Below are 18225 nucleotides of genomic sequence, written 5' to 3' on the forward strand. Positions count from 1 at the left end.
TCGATAGGTCCTGCCGAAGATGAGCCTCACGAGCACCGCACACCAGCTGGTCACTCTCGCCTCCGAGGGCGGCGAGCACGGTGGTAACCACGAAAGCCTCAGCCCGTACCTCACCGGAGGCGGTGCGTTCGTCACGCTTCTGCTCCTGCTGTGGATCACCACCCGCTTCAACCGCGACCGCTGAGGCAGAGGCGTACAGCTGTGCCAGTAGGCTCTGCACGCATGGGAGAGCAGGAAGTGCCTACCGGCCGCGGCAAACGCCGACTCGGTGTGATGGGCGGGACGTTTGACCCGATTCATCATGGACACCTGGTGGCGGCCAGCGAAGTGGCCGCCCAGTTCCACCTCGACGAGGTGATCTTCGTTCCGACCGGGCAGCCGTGGCAGAAGAGCCACAAGCAGGTTTCCCCGGCCGAGGACCGCTATCTGATGACGGTCATCGCGACGGCGTCCAATCCGCAGTTCTCGGTCAGCCGCAGTGACATCGACCGTGGCGGACCGACGTACACGATCGATACGCTGCGGGACCTGCGCGCGGTCCATGGCGACGCGGACCTCTTCTTCATCACCGGCGCCGACGCGCTCTCGCAGATCCTCACCTGGCGGGACGCCGAGGAGCTGTTCTCGCTGTCCCACTTCATCGGTGTGACACGGCCTGGGCACGTGCTCACGGACGACGGGCTGCCGGAGGGCGGTGTCTCCCTCGTGGAGGTCCCGGCGCTCGCGATCTCGTCCACGGACTGTCGTGCGCGAGTCGCGCAGGGGGAACCGGTCTGGTACTTGGTGCCGGACGGTGTGGTCCGCTACATCGACAAGCGCCAGCTGTACCGCGGCGAATGAGCCACGGAGAGGGGCACCGGTGAACGACCGACAGAACCCGTACGACCCGTACTACCCGCAGCCGCAGATCGTCGGCTACGACGAGTACGGGCAGCCGGTGTATCAGCAGCCCGGGCAGCAGCAGGAGCAGCAACAACACCAGCAGCCCCAGCGGCAGTACGACCCGTATGCACAGCAGGGGCAGGGGCAGGGGCAGGGGCAGCCGGGGTACGGATACGACCCGTACACCCAGCACCAGCAGCCTCAGCAGTCCCCGCCCCCTCAGCAGCCTCAGCCGTACGACCCATACGCCTCCCAGCAGCCTCAACAGCCTCAGCAGCAGGCCTACGGCTACGACGGATACGGCTACGACACCGGCCAGCAGCCGGCCGCGGTCGACACCACGGCGCAGTGGAACATCCCGCAGCAGGCCCCCACGCCGACGGCTGCCCCGGCGCCTGCCCCGCAGCAGCGGGAGCGGGAGCCGGAGTTCGAGCCGGAGCCAGTCGTTCCCGAGCAGCGCCGCGCGGACCGTGACTACGGCACCGAGCAGTTCTCCTTCATCGAGGAGCCCGACGAGGACTCCGAAGACGTCATCGACTGGCTGAAGTTCACCGAGAGCCGCAGCGAGCGGCGCGAGGAGGCGCGCCGCCGCGGCCGCAACCGGATGGTCGCACTGATCGTCGTGGTGGCCCTCGTCGTGGTCGGCGGTGTCGGCTACCTCTGGTCCGCGGGCAAGATACCGGGCCTCGGCGGCTCGGAGAAGGAGAACACCGCGACGACGGGTCCGCAGAAGCGAGACGTCATCGTGGTCCATCTGCACGACACCAAGAAGGGTGGCACCTCCACGGCGCTGCTCGTCGACAACGTGACCACCAAGCAGGGGACCACGGTCCTGTTGCCCAATTCGCTCGCGGTCTCCGACGACGAGGGCAACACGACCACTCTCGGCAAGTCCGTCGACGACGACGGTTCCAACGGCACCCGCGAGTCCATCGACACACTGCTCGGCACCGAGATCAGCGGCACGTGGCGGCTCGACACCCCGTACCTGGAGAACCTCGTCGACCTGGTCGGCAACATCGAGGTCGACACGGACATCGATGTGCCGGACGCCAAGAAGGGTGCGTCGCCCTTGGTCAAGAAGGGCGAGGCACAGACCCTGAGCGGCCAGATGGCCGTCGCGTACGCCACCTACCGGGGTCCCGGTGAGGCCGAGACGAAGCAGCTCATGCGGTTCGGGCAGGTCATGCGCGGAGTGCTGCGGAAGATCTCGGAGGATCCGAAGGCCGCCACGGTCACGGTGCAGACGCTGGCGCAGATCCTGGACCCGTCGCTGCCCGAGAAGGACCTCGGCGCGTCCCTCGCGAAGCTCGCCGAGCACGCCAAGATCGGCGACTACAAGACGGCACTGCTGCCGGTGCAGCCCGACGGCACCCTCACCGACGCGGCCACCGAGAGCGTCGTCAAGGACATCCTGGGCGGCACGGTGAAGGCCCCGGACCAGGACGCGGCCGTGCGGGTCGGTGTCAAGAACGGCACCGGGAACGAGGACGGCACGGAGTCCGCCCGGATCAGGCTGGTCAACGGTGGCTATGCCTTTGTCGGCGGCGGGAACACCGACACCGCGGTGTCGTCCGCGGTCGTCTACAAGGCGGCGGCCGACAAGGAGAAGGCGACCCAGGTCGCCAAGACCCTGGGCCTGCCGACGAGCGCGGTGAAGCAGGGCAAGCCTGCCGCGAACGTCGATGTGTCCGTTGTCCTCGGCCAGGACTACAAGATCAAATAGTCGGGGCTCCACGCCCTGAACGATCTTCGAAAGATCGCTGCGTGGGCTGTCGGCGGTCCGTGAGACCCTAGAGGTTGATCTGACCGCCGACGAAAGCCTGCTTGTGACCGCCACGGACCGCTCCATCGAGCTCATCAACGCCGCCGCTCAGGCGGCCGCCGACCGGCTCGCGCACGACATCATTGCGTACGACGTCAGCGACGTGCTGTCGATCACGGACGCCTTCCTGCTGGCCTCGGCCCCTAACGACCGCCAGGTCAAGTCGATCGTCGACGAGATCGAGGAGCGGCTCCAGAAGGAGCTCGGTGTCAAGCCGGTGCGCCGCGAGGGCGACCGCGACGCCCGCTGGATCCTCCTCGACTACGTCGACATCGTGATCCACGTCCAGCACAGCGAGGAGCGTGTCTTCTACGCGCTCGAGCGCCTCTGGAAGGACTGCCCCGAGATCGCGCTCCCCGAGGACGCCGTCAAGACTCGCGGCAAGGCCGAGGAGCACGCCCAGCTCACCGGCAGCACGGAAGGTGACCTGAGCTGAACGGCAGCAGTAGCGGCAGGGGCCGCAGGATCGTCCTCTGGCGACACGGCCAGACGGCGTGGAACCTGGAGCGCCGGTTCCAGGGGTCCACGGACATCGAGCTGACCGAGACCGGCGTCGGGCAGGCCCATCGGGCCGCCCGGCTGCTCGCCTCGCTGAAGCCGGACGCGATCGTCGCCTCCGATCTGCGACGGGCGGCGGCCACGGCCGCCGAGCTCGCCGCGATCACCGGGCTGGAGATCGCCCATGACGCGGGACTGCGGGAGACCTACGCGGGTGCCTGGCAGGGCCTCACCCATGAGGAGATCGTCCGGCAGTACGGCGAGCAGTACGCCGCGTGGAAGCGCGGCGAGCCCGTGCGGCGCGGCGGCGGCGAGCTGGAGACCGAGGTCGCCGACCGGGCCGCCCCCGTCGTGCTCGATCACGCCGACAAGCTGCCCGACGGCGGCACGCTCGTCGTGGTCAGCCACGGCGGCACGATCCGCACGACCATCGGGCGGCTGCTCGGCCTGGAGGCGCATCACTGGGAAGGGCTCGGCGGACTCTCCAACTGCTGTTGGTCGGTGCTGGGCGAGGGCGCGCGCGGCTGGCGCCTGCTGGAGCACAACGCCGGCACGCTGCCCGAACCCGTGCTCGGCGACGACGCCTAGCGCGCCTCTTCGGGGCGCGCCGGTTCGGTGGCCGAAAGCAGCCTCCGGGCGGCGTCGGCCGGATTTCACTTTCTGGCTGGTCACAGGCTAAAGTTCTTCTTGTTCGCAGCGCGGAAACGCAGGGAAACACAGCGAACAGCGGGGCTATAGCTCAGTTGGTAGAGCGCCTGCATGGCATGCAGGAGGTCAGGAGTTCAATTCTCCTTAGCTCCACAATCAGGATCCCGTCCCCGTCAGGGGGCGGGATCTTCGCGTTCCGGGCTCGCCCCTCGCGGCGTAGGCCCAGCGCCGCCACCTGCCCCCGCTCTCCTCGTCGGCCGGGGTGTACGCCACGATCCGGCAGCCCGCAAGTCCCTGGGGCCGGTGCACGACGAGGCAGTCTTTCTCGGCCACCGTGAACAGCATCCACGTCACATTGCGGATCCCTGTCGCCGTGATCGCGGGGGACGGCGAACAGGTCACGGTAGGCCGCGTTGGTGGCGAGGACCTCGTATCCGGTGCTGTGGACCACCGCGGGGTGCGGGTCGAGCGCGTCGATGACGGCACCGCCGGCAACGGCGCCACGGAGGAACACTCCGGCCGACTGCTCGCCCCGTTCCTCGCGGCCCCGTTCATGGCCCAGCTCGACACCCTCATCGTCGATGTCGCCGCCCCGACGATCCGTACCGAACTCGGCGCGTCCGGCACCGGGTTGCGGTTTTCGTGGCCGGATACGCCATCTCGTACGACGTCCTGCTGATCATCGGCACCAGGCTCGTGGGCCGCTCGGACACGACCGGGCCCACCTCGCCGGGCTCGCGGTCTTCGCCGCCGCCTCGTTCGCCTGCGGACTGGCTGCGGACACCGGGCAGTTGATCGCCTTCCGGCTGGTTCAGGGCGTGGGCGCGGCGGTGATGATTCCCAAAAGGTCCTGGTTCCGGGCGGGTTCGTCCTGGTGGCTGTCGCTTCAGTGGTTGTCGGGCTCGTGATGCGCGACGGCGGGGAGGAGGAATCGGTCCGTATGCGGCTTTGGTGGTCATGGGTGCCGGACTGGCGTCGGGCTTCGGTCCCACCCTCACGGGCGTGTCGGCCGTCGTACGGCCGGAGGGTACCGCCGATGCGAGCGTGTGCTGATGCCCGTGACCCAACTCGGCCGGTTGATCGGGGTCGTGACCTTCGGCACGCTCTTCCGCAACCGCCTTGATGCGCCAGGGGCGCACGGGTCCGCTTGCGCGCTGCGGGTAAGCGCCCTCGCGCTCCTGGTGGCCGCGATCGCGGGTGCGTTGGCAGGTCCGTACGGCGTCGGCAGCCGGTCGATTCTCCGCGGGGCTGACCCCCTTGCGGGGCCATGGCAGAATCGGACCGCCGGAGGGGGAGACGGACTGAACGGGAGGGAGCGCGCGATGCCTGCGAGCCGCCACGAGGTCGCGGACCTGCCCTTTGTTCCCGAAGTTTCCCGAGTGCCCGAAGCCTCCGAGTTCCCCGAAGGCGGCGTCGGCTGACTCATGGGTGCACACAGGCGGAAGTGCGACTGGTGCGGCAGCGGTACGCCCATCGTCAGGGACATGGACCCGATCAACCTCGAGTACCAGTACTGGTGCGAGGAGTGCGCGCGGGCGCTGATCATAAAAGGCGACCCGATCGAGACATATCGGGAACTGGAGGGGGAGCCGATCTACGGGCGGCTCCTGGAGGAGCACTGCGCCCTCAAGCGCTTCTACTCCTTCGCCACCGCCTGAGCGCCACGCCGGCGACCCTCCCGAATCGGGTCATACCGGCACTGCGGGGAATCGATTTGGTGGTGGGCCGGGGTGACCGTGTAATGTTCTCGATGTCGCCGGGGAGACCGGGCGGAAAACAGCACGGGGCTATAGCTCAGTTGGTAGAGCGCCTGCATGGCATGCAGGAGGTCAGGAGTTCAATTCTCCTTAGCTCCACAGTGAAGTAACAGGAAGCGGGTCATCCGAATCGGATGACCCGCTTCCTGTCTGTGCAGGGCTTGTTTGTGCAGGTCAACTGCGGCCGCTGCCAAGTGCCTTGCGGTCGGCGACCGGCGGCAGCGCGGGACGTTCCGCCGGTGCCTGCTCGATACGGAGTGCCAGCGCGGGGCACCGGCGCACAGCGCGCTGCGCACGCCCCCGCAGATGCACCGGAACCGCGGCGTCCGCGAGCGCGGGATAGCCGTCCGGGCCCAGCCTGATCAGCTCCGGGACGATGTCCGCGCAGAGCCCGTGACCCTTGCAGAGCGTCCAGTCCACCGCCAGCTTCTCGCCGCTCGGAATGGACTCCTCCAGGTCCTGGTAGCCGGGCGCGGGCAGGGGCAGGACCCCGACCGTCTCCCGGCCGCAGCCGCCGTCCAGGACGTGCGCGGCCAGATCGTCCGTGAACGCGGACAGGGTCGAGGTCAGGAAGCGGGCTGAGCCGTCCGGATGTTTGCAGGCGCCCCGGCCCTTCACCGCCTGTGTCACCTCGCGCAACGCCTCCAGGGCTGCGGGACCGCCGCCGTTCAGCAGGTCGGACAGTCCGCCGGCCGCAGCGGGCAGCCCCAGCTTGCAGGGGCCGCACTGGCCCGCGGTCTCGGCGGCCAGCCAGTTCGCGATCCGCAGCGACTCGCCGAGCGGGCAGGTCTCGGGCCCGATCGGCAGGATCGCGCCCGCGCCCAGCGCGCCGCCCGCCGCCGCCAGGGAAGCCCGGGAGACGACGGCGTCGTGCGTGGCCATCGCATCGATCCAGTTGCCGTGGTAGCCGCCGGTCAGCACGCCCTGGGGCAGTGGCGGCGCGCCGGCGAGCTGGAGTACGTACCGCAGGGGCACACCGGTGGGCACCTCGATGACCATCGGGCGCGAGACGGCGCCGGAGAGGGTGAGCAGCACCGTGCCGGGCTCGTCGGGCAGTCCGGTGTGCCCGTAGCGGCGGGCGCCGATCCGGGCGGCGACGGCGAGCTGCGCGTATGTCTCGGCGTTCGACAGCAGTGTCGGGGCGCCGCCGACGCCCGACTCGGCCGCCCGCTCGCGACGGCCCGGCGGCAGCGCGGGGCCACCGCCCGCCGCCCTGATGACTGCGGAGGCCTCGCCGGAGACCATCCGCTCGGGGGTGCGCACCACCCGGGCGCGCAACTGCTGCCCACGCCGGTCGGACAGGCCACGCTCGGCGAGAGCGTTGCGTATGGAGATCTCCGTGGAGTTGCGGGTGACGGCGACGATCAGCGTGCGGGCGCCGAGCGCCTCCGCCGCCAGCAGGGCGCCATCCAGGATCAGGTGCGGTGCGCGGTTCAACAGGACGGTGTCCTTGCGACAGGCCGGCTCGCCCTCGCTGCCGTTGATCACGACGACGGGGCGTACCCCACGCCGGATCGATGCCTTGGCGACTGCCCGCAGCTTCTTCCCGAAGGGGAAGCCCGCACCGCCGCGGCCACGCAGCGAGATGGTTTCGGCCAGTTCGGCCAGGCGCTCTCCGGTCATCGGTTCGAGCGGTCCGTGCACCTTCAGATGCATGGCGAGGTCGAGCCGCTCCACCAGGTCGAACCCGGTGGTCAGCTGAGGGAGGCCGACGACACGGACTTCGGGCACGTCGGGGAGGGGGAGATTCACGGTCGGTCTCCTGCGGGTGCCTGCCAGGGTTCTCCGGCAGGGGGCGGATAGAGCGGCCCCGGCAGCGGTGCGGTCTCGTCGACGGCGGGCAGCGGGCCGGTCGGCACGTCGGTTCCGTACGGGTCGTACGGGTGCTCCTGGGCGGGTTCATAGGGGGGACGGAACGTCTGCGCCTGGGCCGGTGGTGCCGGTGAGGGAGCGGGCCAGCGGCCGGCCGGTTGCTGGGGGCTCGGCCCGGGGACCGGGACCGCGTTCTCGGCGGCCCGCGAGACAGCGCGGTAGGCGGCGGAGATTCCGGGGTCGGGGCCTGTACGGGTGGGTCCTGTGCCCCCGACGGGTCCGATGTCGGGGCTCGTGGCCAGACGGTCGGAGTTACGGGGCGGAGCCTCGTACGAAGTCTCGTACGAGGCCTCGTACAGCGGTGGGGCGGGTGCGGAGAGAGGCGTGCGCGGGCGGTCGAACGACGATGGCAGCGGGGTGCCTCGCAGCTCCCGCCCGAGCTCGTCGCGACCCAGTTCGTCCCGGCCGAGCCCGCCGTAGGCACGTTCCCGGCGCAGTTCCTCCCGGCCCAGTTCCTCCCGTCCGAGCGGAAGTACGCGCTCCGCGCCGGGCAGCGGGGCCTCGCGGAGCGCCGGATCCGGTTCGGAGAGGAGCGCGTCCGGCTTGATCAGAGCGGCGATCAGACCGGTGATCCGGCGTTTCGTCGGCGGCGGCAGCAGCCGCAGGCACAGGGCGGCGGCCACCGCGACCAGACAGAGGCTGTACATCACGACGACCCAGGTCGCGGGTGGCCGGCCCGCGTACAGACCGTGGATCAGCGCCGCACACCAGGCCGGATACGACAGTGCGTGCAGCGCGCGCCAGCGGCCCGCTATGCGGCCCGGGGTGGCGAAGGCGCTGCGCAGCGCGCCGGTCGCGGCGGTGACGACCATCAGCAGGCCGGCCAGCGAGCCGAAACCGATCAGCCCGGCGGTGCCACGCACACCGAGGCCGAAGGGTATGACGGCGCCGAGCAGCGCCACATGTCCGAGCGCGACCTTCACGGTGACATGCAGGAGCAGGAAGCCGAGCGAGGCGGCGGCGGCGGCCCGGTGGATGCCCTGGCCGATCAGGCGCTGGCGTGAGGACAGGAACAGCCGGTCGGTGGCGATCAGGCCCCAGGCCACCGCGGCGGTGAGCGAGACCAGTGACAGCACACCGGTGGTGAAATCGAGTGCGGCGCGCAAGTTGTCGCTCCCTGCGACGGCGAGCAGAGGGATGAGAACCAGCACGGCGACGGTGAGCCCGCCCTGTACCGAGCGGTTCGGTCCGGCGCTCAAGGTGGGGGATGAGCGGATCTTGCGATGAGGGTTCATTGGGGCAACTCCGAATTGTTCGGCAAAGCGGTCCCGTTGCGGCATGCTAAGTCGCTGCATACCGGCCAGTACGGGGTTTGAGCGGTTGCCCCAATAGAGGGCGGTACGCGGAGTAACCCCCGCTTCCCGGACGTTCCGCCGCTGCCTCGCGGAAGCCCGGCAGGGGCCTTCCGGACGCTCCGCTGCCGCTTCCTGGGGCTCCTCCCGGGGTCTTCCTCGGGCCTTTCCGGGGGCTCCGCCGGCCGTCGTTGTCCACAGAGCGGCAGCGCCGGGCTGCGCTCCGGGCCTGTGCGGTACCCTGACGCCATGCGTGCCGTACGCCTTCTGCTTAGCGAGCCGCGCTGATCAGTCCCGACCGGTGTGAATGCCTGGTTGGAATCGGCGCGGCGTCCCCTCCTGTGCGAGGGGCTTTTTCGTTTCCGTAAGCGCTGGCAGATGACGATCGATGGAGCTTTGAGGATCATGAGCGAGACGAATTCCGCATCCGAGGTGGCTGCGCCGCACCGCTATACAGCGGCAATGGCTGCCGACATCGAGGCACGCTGGCAGGACTTCTGGGACGCCCACGGCACGTACGAGGCGCCGAACCCGACCGGCGATCTGGCGGACAATCCGGAACTGGCCGCCAAGCCGAAGAAATTCATCATGGACATGTTCCCGTACCCCTCCGGTGCGGGCCTGCACGTCGGTCACCCGCTGGGCTACATCGCCACCGATGTCTTCGCCCGTCACCAGCGCATGACCGGGCACAACGTGCTGCACACCCTGGGCTTCGACGCCTTCGGCCTGCCGGCGGAGCAGTACGCCGTACAGACGGGTACGCACCCGCGCGCCTCCACCGAGGCCAACATGGAGAACATGAAGTCCCAGCTGCGCCGGCTGGGGCTGGGCCACGACAAGCGCCGCTCGTTCGCGACGATCGAGGCGGACTACTACAAGTGGACCCAGTGGATCTTCCTGCAGATCTTCAACTCCTGGTACGACACCGAGGCGGACCGGGCCCGGCCGATCGCCGACCTGGTCGCGCAGTTCGAGAACGGTGAGCGCCCGACCCCGGACGGCCGTGACTGGAGCGCGCTGAGCGCCGTCGAACGCGCCGACGTCCTGGTTCAGTACCGCCTGGCGTACGCCTCCGACGCGCCCGTCAACTGGTCGCCGGGGCTGGGCACCGTACTGGCCAACGAAGAGGTGACGGCCGACGGCCGTTCCGAGCGCGGCAACTTCCCCGTCTTCAAGGCCAAGCTGCGCCAGTGGAACATGCGCATCACCGCCTACGCCGACCGGCTGCTGAACGACCTGGACGGGCTGGACTGGCCCGAGGCGATCAAGCTGCAGCAGCGCAACTGGATCGGGCGTTCCGAAGGCGCGCGTGTCGACTTCCCGGTCGACGGCGCGGGGGACATCACCGTCTTCACCACCCGCCAGGACACCCTGTTCGGCGCCACCTACATGGTGCTGGCGCCCGAGCACGACCTGGTGGAGCGGATCATTCCGGCCGCCTGGCCCGAGGGCACCCACCCGGTGTGGACCGGCGGACACGCGTCCCCGGCCGAGGCCGTCACCGCCTACCGCAAGCAGGCCGCCGCCAAGTCCGACGTGGAGCGGCAGGCCGAGGCGAAGGACAAGACCGGCGTCTTCACCGGCGCGTACGCGACCAATCCGGTCAGCGGCGAAAAGGTGCCCGTCTTCATCGCCGACTACGTCCTGATGGGCTACGGCACCGGCGCGATCATGGCCGTCCCGGCGCACGACGCGCGCGACTTTGCCTTCGCGCGCGCCTTCGAGCTGCCGATGCGCTGTGTTGTCGAGCCGTCGGACGACCGCGGCACGGACCCCTCCACCTGGGACGACGCATTCGCCTCGTACGAAGCGAAGCTGGTCAACTCCGCGAGCGACGAGATCTCGCTGGACGGCCTGGGTGTCGTCGAGGCCAAGGCGAAGATCACCGCTTGGCTGCAGGCGAAGGGCCTGGGCGAGGGGACCGTCAACTTCCGGCTGCGCGACTGGCTGTTCAGCCGTCAGCGCTACTGGGGCGAGCCCTTCCCGATCGTGTACGACGAGGACGGCATCGCCCACTCGCTGCCCGAGTCCATGCTGCCGCTGGAGCTGCCGGAGGTCGACGACTACTCGCCGCGCACCTTCGATCCGGACGACGCCGACACCCAGCCCGAGACCCCGCTGTCGCGGAACGCCGACTGGGTCAACGTCACGCTGGACCTGGGCGACGGCAACGGCCCGAAGAAGTACCGCCGCGAGACCAACACCATGCCCAACTGGGCAGGTTCCTGCTGGTACGAGCTGCGCTACCTGGACCCGAACAACGACCGGCAGCTGGTCGACCCGGCGATCGAGCAGTACTGGATGGGTCCGCGCGAGGGCCGGCCGACCGGTGGCGTCGACCTGTACGTGGGTGGCGCCGAGCACGCCGTACTGCACCTGCTGTACGCGCGGTTCTGGTCCAAGGTCCTGCACGACCTGGGGTACATCTCCTCGGCTGAGCCGTTCCACAAGCTGTACAACCAGGGCATGATCCAGGCGTTCGTCTACCGGGACAGCCGCGGCATCGCGGTTCCGGCGGCCGACGTCGAGGAGCGCGACGGCGCGTTCTACTACCAGGGCGAGAAGGTCAGCCGCGTTCTGGGCAAGATGGGCAAGTCCCTGAAGAACGCCGTCACGCCCGACGAGATCTGCGCCGAGTACGGGGCGGACACGCTGCGTCTGTACGAGATGGCGATGGGCCCCCTGGACGTGTCGCGGCCGTGGGACACCCGTGCCGTCGTGGGTCAGTACCGGCTGCTGCAGCGGCTGTGGCGCAACGTCGTCGACGAGGAGACCGGTGAGGTCACCGTCGTGGACACCGAGCCCGGCGAGGACACGCTGCGCGCGCTGCACAAGGCCATCGACGGCGTCGGCCAGGACATGGCCGGGATGCGCTTCAACACCGCCATTGCCAAGGTCACCGAACTGAACAACCACCTGACCAAGGTGGGCGGCCCGCTGTCGCGGTCCGTCGCCGAGCGGCTGGTGCTGCTGGTCGCGCCGCTGGCGCCGCACATCGCCGAGGAGCTGTGGCGCCGGCTGGGCCACACCGATTCGGTCGTGCACCAGGACTTCCCGGTCGCCGACCCGGCGTACGTCGTGGACGAGACCGTGACCTGCGTGGTGCAGGTCAAGGGCAAGGTCAAGGCGCGGCTGGAGATCTCCCCGTCGATCACGGACGAGGAGCTGGAGGCGCTGGCCCTGGCCGACCCGGCAGTGGTCGCGGCGCTGGACGGGGCCGGGATCCGCAAGGTGATCGTGCGGGCGCCGAAGCTGGTCAACATCGTCCCCGCGTGACGGTCTCCGGCTAGCCGCCGATCGGCTCACGATGGTGTGAGGGCTTTCCCCTACGGGCAGGTTGGGGGTTCCGAAGGAACCCTCGGCCTGCCCGTTCCGTTTACGGTGGAGGGGCCGGTAGTCGGCAGCCGAATCGACATCCAAGGGGCGTCATGGAAGCCGTGATCCTGATCCTGGGGCTGCTCTTTGTCGCGTTCATGGCCCTGGGCGTCTATGTGAGCGTCAAGGTCATCGGCGCGGCGAAGCGGGGCGTGGACCGCACGATCACCCAGGCGCGCCGCACGGTCGAGGAGACCACGCTGCGGGCGAAGAGCTTCGGCCAGGTAGGAGTGGCCGGAGAGCTGGCACAGCTGCGGCTCTCGCTGCGGACCTCGATGCGAGCCACCCAGGAGGCGCTGCAGGCGGGCGTGGCCGAGGACGCCTCGCTGTCGGAGTCGCTGGGACTGTTCCAGCGGCTGAGCGTGCACGGACGGGAGCTCGATGACGAGCTGAAGAGGCTGGAGCGCGAGCCCGACCGGGCGACGGTCGCGTCGCTGCTGCCGGGCCTGAAGCAGCGCACGGAGCGGATCACGCATTCGGCGGAGTCGCTGCGGTGGGCTGCGCGCGACCGGGCGCGGCAGTTCGCCGACGACGATCTGGCGGCGTTGAACACGCAGATCGATGTGGAGGCGGGGGCGCTGCGGCACTGGACGGTGGAGGAGCCTGCGGCTGGTGCGGCTGGTGCGGCTGGTGCGGCTGGTGGGCGTGGGGGCGACCGGGCGCGGAGCGCGCAGGCCGGCGAGGAGGGTCCGGAGGCGCTCACGGCTCGGGACCCCAGGGCGCAGACCGGTTACCCCTGGCAGAAGGCCGTGCGGCCCGAGACGACCAATTGAGCAGGAGGGGTGGGCTGAAAGCCCGGGCCCGAACTGATGTGATCGGTCGTGGCAGGATGCGGCTCGAAGCGATCGGAAGTGATCACTCGGTCGGGGTCGGACTGCCGAGACAGCGCCCCGGCAGGTAACCTCCCGCTCATGTCCCGCCATGTCGCGATCGTCACCGATTCCACGGCCTACCTGCCGCCCCAGGCGATGGAGCGGCATGGCATCACCGCAGTGCCGCTGACCGTTGTCCTCGGCGATCAGGCGCTGGAGGAGGGCACCGAGATCTCGGCCCGCTCCCTCGCGCTGGCGCTCCAGAAGCGGCGTCCCGTGACGACGTCCCGCCCCAGTCCCGAGGTCTTCGCCGCCACGTACCGGGCTGCGGCCGAAGCCGGCGCCGTCGGCATCGTCTCGCTGCACCTCTCGGCCGAGTTCTCGGGCACGTACGACGCCGCGCTGCTCGCCGCGAAGGATGCTCCGGTGCCGGTACGGGTGGTGGACACCGGGATGGTCGCCATGGCCCTGGGGTTCTGCGCCCTGGCTGCGGCCGAGGCGGTGGAGGCGGGCGGCAGCCTGGACGAGGCGGTCGTGGCTGCCGAGAAGCGGGCCGCGGGCACCTCCGCTTACTTCTACGTCGACACGCTGGACTATCTGCGCCGCGGGGGGCGCATCGGCGCGGCCCAGGCCCTGCTGGGGTCGGCGCTCGCGGTGAAGCCCCTGCTCCAGTTGGACGGTGGCCGGATCGAGCTGCTGGAGAAGGTGCGGACGGCCTCGAAGGCGATCGCGCGGCTGGAGGAGATCGTCGCCGAGCGGGCGGGTACCGGCCAGGTGGACATCGCCGTGCACCACCTGGCGGCGTCCGAGCGGGCCGAGCGGCTGGCCGAGAGGCTGCGGGAGCGCGTTCCGGGACTCGTCGATCTGCATGTCAGCGAGGTCGGCGCGGTCATCGGCGCGCACACCGGTCCCGGTCTGCTCGGAGCAGTGGTTTCGCCTCGCTGATCTCACTCGTGAAGGTGAGGGGGTTATCCACAACTGGTCGGTTTTCCACGGGATTTAGGCCTGCTCGGCGGGTTCGGGTGAATGTGCCTAGCGTCATGAGGCATGGCTCCCCGATCAGATCGTGCACATCGAGCACACCGTGCAAGCAGTGGAAGTGGACCCGGCCGCGCTGCGGCGTCGGACGTGCGCGCCCGGCGCGGGTCCGGTGCGGGCCAGGGCGTCGGCCCCGGACACGGTCCCGGGTCCGGCTTCGTGCCTGGACCCGGACCCGCGCCCGGGCGACGACGGTTGGCGCGTGGGCGTGCGGCCGGGGTCGCGGCGGCATCGCGGCATCGCGCGGACGCACTCATGGCCGGTGCATACGGGGGGCGCGTCGCCCGGCCGGTAGTGGGCCTTGCGCCGCCTCCGGTACCGCAGCCGACTCCGGCAGAGGAGAACGCGCGGGCGGTGCCGACGGCTCCGATCGCGCCAGGGCGGTGGGAGCGGCTGGTTCCGGCGGTGCGGGAGCGGCTCCCGATGTGGTTGCAGCTCAGGTGTGGTCTGGAGCCGAGAACCCTCGCCGCGCTCGCCGTCGTCCTGGTCGCCGCCGCGGTCTTCGCCGCCGTCCACTTCTGGTCCGCACGCCCGCAGTCCGTCCGTGCCCCCGATCCGGTCAGCGAGGGCGCGCAGGCCCCGGCGTCGGACCCGCGCATGGATCGAGGCGTGGAGCGGGCCCGCACCCCCGATCCGTCACCCGGACCGCCGCCCACCGGAGGACCGGGCGGACGGATCGTCGTCGATGTGAGCGGCAAGGTGCGCCGGCCGGGCATCTACGCCTTACCGTCCGGTGCGCGGGTCGCCGACGCGCTGCGGGCGGCCGGCGGAGTCCGGACCGGCGTGGATCTCACCGGGCTCAACCGGGCGCGGGTGCTCATGGACGGGGAGCAGGTCGTGGTGGGCGCGCCACCCGGGCCGCAGGCCTTCGGCGCCACAGGAGGAGCTGCCGCGGGAGGGGGTGCAGCGGGCGCCGGTGGCGGCCCCACGACCGGTCCGGTCAGCCTCAACAGCGCGACGGTGGAACAGCTGGACACCCTGCCCGGTGTCGGCCCCGTTCTCGCCCAGCACATCGTCGACTACCGCACGCAGCACGGCGGCTTCCGGTCCGTCGGTGAACTCCGTGAGGTCAATGGGATCGGCGACCGCCGGTTCGCCGACCTCCAACCGCTGGTGCGGCCATGAGCCGCCCCGAGGATCTGCGACCGGAAGGCCGTCCGGACGTCCAATCGGACACCCATCAGGACGTCCATACGGTATCGGGCCGACGGCTGGGTGTCTCCGACCCGCAACAGGAGGGCCCGGTCGATCTGCGGCTCGTCCCGCCTGCCCTGGCGACCTGGGCAGCCGCGGCCCTCGCCGTGGGGGTGCCGGGGCGCTGGACGGCTGTGGGAACAGTGGTCTGTCTCGTCGCCGGCCTGGTGCTCCTGGGTGTGTCGCGGGCATCGGCGGCCCGAGCCACGTGCGCCCGACCGGCCGGCGAGGGAGACGCTCGGGACGGCGGGGAGAGCGCCCTGCGGAAGCGGCGGCGACTGCGCGCCACCGCGGCCGCCGCCGCTCTGCTGTGCGCCGCGGCCGGGGCGACGGCTGCCGGGCTGCACAGCGCATACCTGCGGCAGGAGCCGGTTCATGGTCTCGCGCAGCGCTTCGCGAAGGTCGAGGCGGAGGTGACCGTCACATCCGACGCACGGCAGACCCGGACCCAGGTCCGCGGTGACCACAGCACCCCGGTCGCCCTTCTCCTGGACGCCGAGATCACCCGGCTGACGGCGCCCGACGGTGCCGTCACCCGGCTCCGTGTCCCGGTGCTGGTGATCGTGTCCCCCGGTCATTCGGCGGCGCAGTGGCAGCGGCTGCTGCCGTCCACGCGGCTGCGCCTGAGCGGCCACCTCTCGCCGCCTCTGCACAGCGGGGAGCGCAACGCCGCCGTACTGCGGCCGGACGGCAACGGCCCGCCCCGCGTCACCGGGCCTCCCACCCTTCTCCAGCGCGCGGCGGGTGGTCTGCGCGCCGGGCTGCGCACGGCGACCGAGGGGCTGGAGCCCGATGCGCGTGCGCTGTTGCCCGGGCTGGTCGTCGGTGACACCTCACGGGTCACCCCCGAACTGCACGATGTGTTCCAAGCAGCCGATCTCACGCACCTGATGGCGGTCTCCGGCGCCAATCTGGCGATTCTGCTCGTGCTGCTCATCGGGCCACCCGGCACCGCGCTGCGGGTCGAACGCCGCGGTCTGGCATCTCGGTTGGGTCTGTCGCTGCGGATGACCGCGTTGCTCGGCGGGGGACTCACTCTCGCCTTCGTCCTCGTCTGCCGGCCGGAGCCGAGTGTGCTGCGGGCCGCGGTCTGCGGGCTGATCACGCTGCTGGCCATCGGCACGGGGCGCCGCCGATCGCTGATTCCCGCACTGGCGGCCGCCGTTCTGCTTCTTGTGCTGTACGACCCGTGGCTGGCCCGTAGTTATGGCTTCGTGCTCTCCGTCCTGGCCACCGGGGCATTGCTCACCGTCGCGCCGCTATGGAGTGCCGCGCTGCGGCGGCGTCGGGTGCCGCCCCGGCTCGCGGAGGCGCTGGGTGCCGCTGCCGCGGCGCAGGCGGTGTGCGCGCCGGTCGTGGTGGTGCTCGCCTCGAGGGTCAGTCTGGTGGCGATTCCGTGCAATCTGCTGGCCGAGTTCGCGGTGGCGCCGGCTACCATCCTCGGGTTTGCCGCGCTCGCCCTGGCGCCGGTGGCCATACCGGTAGCCCAGTTGCTTGCCAGGATCGCGGGGTGGCCGGCCGGGTGGATCGCCTCCGTGGCCCGCACCGGAGCGGCCCTCCCCGGGGCGGAGGTCGACTGGCCCGACGGCTGGAAGGGAGCGCTGCTGCTCGCCGCCCTCACGGCGCTCGCGGTGCTGTCCGCCCGCCGCATCGCGCGCCACCCGTGGGTGTGTTCGGCCGCGGCGCTGCTGCTCATCCTCGCGGTGCTGCGACCGGTGCCGCTGACCCGGGTGCTGACGGGATGGCCGCCACCGGACTGGGTGTTCGCGATGTGCGACGTGGGCCAGGGGGATGCCATGGTGTTGGCGGCGGGGGCCGGCGACGGCGTGGTCATCGACACCGGGCCCGATCCACGGCTCGCCGACCGATGCCTGCACGACCTGGGCGTCACCCGGGTGCCACTGCTGCTGCTCACGCACTTCCACGCGGATCATGTCCGGGGCCTGCCCGGCGTGTTGCGGGGCAGAGCGGTGGGCGCGATCCAGACGACGAGCCTGGACGAACCGCCGGACCAGGCCGCATTCGTACGCAGAACGGCCGCCGCCGCACGGGTTCCTGTGATGCGGGCGGCGCCGGGAGAGCGGCGTCGTATCGGTCCGCTCGACTGGCGGGTCCTGTGGCCCGTCGGCGGTGTCACAGCAGCCCCCGAACCGGAGGAGCCCAACGATGCCAGTGTCACGCTGTTCGTCCGGACCGGCGGACTGACCCTGCTGCTCCTCGGAGATCTCGAACCACCGGCCCAGCAGGGGTTGTTGCGCCAGTACCCGGCGCTGCCGCGGGTGGATGTCCTCAAGGTCGCCCATCACGGTTCCGCCCACCAGGATCCCGCGTTGCTGCGCAGTGCTCGCCCGCGACTCGCGCTGGTGAGCGTGGGCAAGGACAACCCGTACGGGCACCCGGCGGCCCGTACCGTCGAGGCGCTCAGGGCCGGGGGAGCGGTGGTGCTGCGCACGGACCTGGACGGCGCGATCGCGGTGACGGGTTCCGGGCCGCGGCTGCGGGCGGTCGGACGCTCATGACTCCTGTCCGGCCGATCGTATCCGCCTCAGATCAGCCACTTGCCGTCGGCCATCAGCTCGCGCCCGGTCAGTTCGCTCTCCTCCCGCCAAGCCCTGACCGCATACGGCGTGAAGCGGAGGTACACCCAGGGCGTGCGGCCACGCAGGTCCCAGTTGAGTTTCGTCGCGAAGGCGTCGCCCGATTCCGCGGAGAGTGCCGCGCCCTCCACGACCTCGGCGGTCGCGTCGATGAGCACCACATCGCGGGTGTGGCCCAGGCTGATCCCGGCCTGTCCGGTCGGAGTCACATTGTGCGCGGTCGGATTGGTGCGCCGAGTGGCCATCAGGAGCGTCCCCCGGTCCCACACGAACGACAGCGGCACCAGTGTCGGCACGCCATCCGCCGAAGCGGTCGCCACCCAGGCGTCGTTGTCCTTCTCCAACCGGCTGAGCACATCCTGCTTGCGCTGTTCCCGGCTGCGCGCCGGCTCCGCGTTCGTCATGCTCCGCACGCTAGCGAGCGCGCGCAAT

Annotated in this window: 14 protein-coding genes, 2 tRNA genes and 2 pseudogenes; 14 read left to right on the top strand and 4 right to left on the bottom strand. The window is 70.6% G+C overall.

The genetic code is table 11. The features are described from left to right. Positions 1-19 precede the first annotated feature (19 nt). From ACWCP8_RS29040 to ACWCP8_RS29065, 6 genes are all read left to right on the top strand, one after another. Entirely contained in the window at positions 20-184 is a 165-nt protein-coding gene (locus ACWCP8_RS29040; protein ID WP_030921167.1) for a hypothetical protein, read from the top strand. 38 nt (positions 185-222) lie between these two features. After that, entirely contained in the window at positions 223-840 is a 618-nt protein-coding gene (gene nadD, locus ACWCP8_RS29045; protein WP_267005228.1) for a nicotinate-nucleotide adenylyltransferase, read from the top strand. Between the two features lie 19 nt (positions 841-859). Then, positions 860-2608 (top strand): LCP family protein, encoded by a 1749-nt coding sequence (locus tag ACWCP8_RS29050; protein WP_451119061.1) that lies wholly within the window; start codon positions 860-862, stop codon positions 2606-2608. Positions 2609-2711: 103 nt separating this feature from the next. After that, positions 2712-3143 (top strand): ribosome silencing factor, encoded by a 432-nt coding sequence (gene rsfS, locus ACWCP8_RS29055; protein WP_267005230.1) that lies wholly within the window; start codon positions 2712-2714, stop codon positions 3141-3143. Then, a complete protein-coding gene (locus tag ACWCP8_RS29060; protein ID WP_030921157.1) occupies positions 3140-3793 on the top strand; it encodes a histidine phosphatase family protein in 654 nt (217 codons plus the stop codon). The genes rsfS and ACWCP8_RS29060 overlap by 4 nt, the downstream gene beginning before the upstream one ends. A 140-nt stretch (positions 3794-3933) precedes the next feature. After that, positions 3934-4006 (top strand) — tRNA-Ala (locus tag ACWCP8_RS29065). Positions 4007-4271: 265 nt separating this feature from the next. Here ACWCP8_RS29065 and ACWCP8_RS29070 read toward each other — a convergent pair. Continuing rightward, positions 4272-4367: pseudogene (locus ACWCP8_RS29070) on the bottom strand (hypothetical protein); the annotation flags it as partial. A 39-nt stretch (positions 4368-4406) separates the two neighbouring features. On the opposite strand from ACWCP8_RS29070, the pseudogene ACWCP8_RS29075 reads away from it, so the two are divergent. From ACWCP8_RS29075 to ACWCP8_RS29085, 3 genes and pseudogenes are all read left to right on the top strand, one after another. Beyond that, positions 4407-4698: pseudogene (locus tag ACWCP8_RS29075) on the top strand (MFS transporter); the annotation flags it as partial. Between the two features lie 579 nt (positions 4699-5277). Next, complete coding sequence (locus tag ACWCP8_RS29080; protein WP_352262086.1) at positions 5278-5511, top strand: hypothetical protein; 234 nt, start codon at positions 5278-5280, stop codon at positions 5509-5511. Positions 5512-5636: 125 nt separating this feature from the next. Beyond that, positions 5637-5709, top strand: a tRNA-Ala gene (locus tag ACWCP8_RS29085). Between the two features lie 75 nt (positions 5710-5784). Here the strand turns inward: ACWCP8_RS29085 and ACWCP8_RS29090 are convergent. Continuing rightward, positions 5785-7362, bottom strand: coding sequence for an NADH-ubiquinone oxidoreductase-F iron-sulfur binding region domain-containing protein (locus ACWCP8_RS29090; RefSeq protein WP_355999363.1), 1578 nt, complete (start codon positions 7360-7362; stop codon positions 5785-5787). Beyond that, complete coding sequence (locus tag ACWCP8_RS29095) at positions 7359-8717, bottom strand: hypothetical protein (RefSeq protein ID WP_451119064.1); 1359 nt, start codon at positions 8715-8717, stop codon at positions 7359-7361. The genes ACWCP8_RS29090 and ACWCP8_RS29095 overlap by 4 nt, the downstream gene beginning before the upstream one ends. A 462-nt stretch (positions 8718-9179) precedes the next feature. Between ACWCP8_RS29095 and leuS the strand changes: the two genes are divergently transcribed. From leuS to ACWCP8_RS29120, 5 genes are all read left to right on the top strand, one after another. After that, complete coding sequence (gene leuS, locus ACWCP8_RS29100) at positions 9180-12053, top strand: leucine--tRNA ligase (protein ID WP_352262078.1); 2874 nt, start codon at positions 9180-9182, stop codon at positions 12051-12053. A gap of 152 nt (positions 12054-12205) precedes the next feature. Then, positions 12206-12925 carry a hypothetical protein gene (locus ACWCP8_RS29105; protein ID WP_451119066.1) on the top strand — a complete coding sequence of 240 codons (720 nt, stop codon included), beginning with the start codon at positions 12206-12208 and terminating at the stop codon, positions 12923-12925. A 138-nt stretch (positions 12926-13063) separates the two neighbouring features. Further along, positions 13064-13909, top strand: a complete 846-nt coding sequence (locus ACWCP8_RS29110; protein WP_352262074.1) for a DegV family protein — start codon at positions 13064-13066, stop codon at positions 13907-13909. A 447-nt stretch (positions 13910-14356) separates the two neighbouring features. After that, on the top strand, positions 14357-15127 hold the full coding sequence (locus ACWCP8_RS29115; RefSeq protein WP_451119068.1) for a helix-hairpin-helix domain-containing protein: 771 nt from the start codon (positions 14357-14359) through the stop codon (positions 15125-15127). After that, positions 15124-17715, top strand: coding sequence for a ComEC/Rec2 family competence protein (locus ACWCP8_RS29120; protein WP_451119070.1), 2592 nt, complete (start codon positions 15124-15126; stop codon positions 17713-17715). The genes ACWCP8_RS29115 and ACWCP8_RS29120 overlap by 4 nt, the downstream gene beginning before the upstream one ends. Before the next feature lie 26 nt (positions 17716-17741). On the opposite strand, the gene ACWCP8_RS29125 is transcribed toward ACWCP8_RS29120, so the two are convergent. Then, positions 17742-18197 (bottom strand): pyridoxamine 5'-phosphate oxidase family protein, encoded by a 456-nt coding sequence (locus ACWCP8_RS29125; protein ID WP_451119072.1) that lies wholly within the window; start codon positions 18195-18197, stop codon positions 17742-17744. Positions 18198-18225 lie beyond the last annotated feature (28 nt).

The organism is Streptomyces sp. NPDC002206 (assembly GCF_053593595.1).

What these genes read in the sequence shown, in the direction of transcription:
- ACWCP8_RS29040 (WP_030921167.1), top strand. Translation starts at nt 20, where the DNA reads ATGAGCCTCACGAGCACCGCACACCAGCTGGTCACTCTCGCCTCCGAG.
- nadD (WP_267005228.1), top strand. Translation starts at nt 223, where the DNA reads ATGGGAGAGCAGGAAGTGCCTACCGGCCGCGGCAAACGCCGACTCGGT.
- ACWCP8_RS29080 (WP_352262086.1), top strand. Translation starts at nt 5,278, where the DNA reads ATGGGTGCACACAGGCGGAAGTGCGACTGGTGCGGCAGCGGTACGCCC.
- ACWCP8_RS29095 (WP_451119064.1), bottom strand. Translation starts at nt 8,717, where the DNA reads ATGAACCCTCATCGCAAGATCCGCTCATCCCCCACCTTGAGCGCCGGA.
- leuS (WP_352262078.1), top strand. Translation starts at nt 9,180, where the DNA reads ATGAGCGAGACGAATTCCGCATCCGAGGTGGCTGCGCCGCACCGCTAT.
- ACWCP8_RS29105 (WP_451119066.1), top strand. Translation starts at nt 12,206, where the DNA reads ATGGAAGCCGTGATCCTGATCCTGGGGCTGCTCTTTGTCGCGTTCATG.
- ACWCP8_RS29110 (WP_352262074.1), top strand. Translation starts at nt 13,064, where the DNA reads ATGTCCCGCCATGTCGCGATCGTCACCGATTCCACGGCCTACCTGCCG.
- ACWCP8_RS29120 (WP_451119070.1), top strand. Translation starts at nt 15,124, where the DNA reads ATGAGCCGCCCCGAGGATCTGCGACCGGAAGGCCGTCCGGACGTCCAA.
- ACWCP8_RS29125 (WP_451119072.1), bottom strand. Translation starts at nt 18,197, where the DNA reads ATGACGAACGCGGAGCCGGCGCGCAGCCGGGAACAGCGCAAGCAGGAT.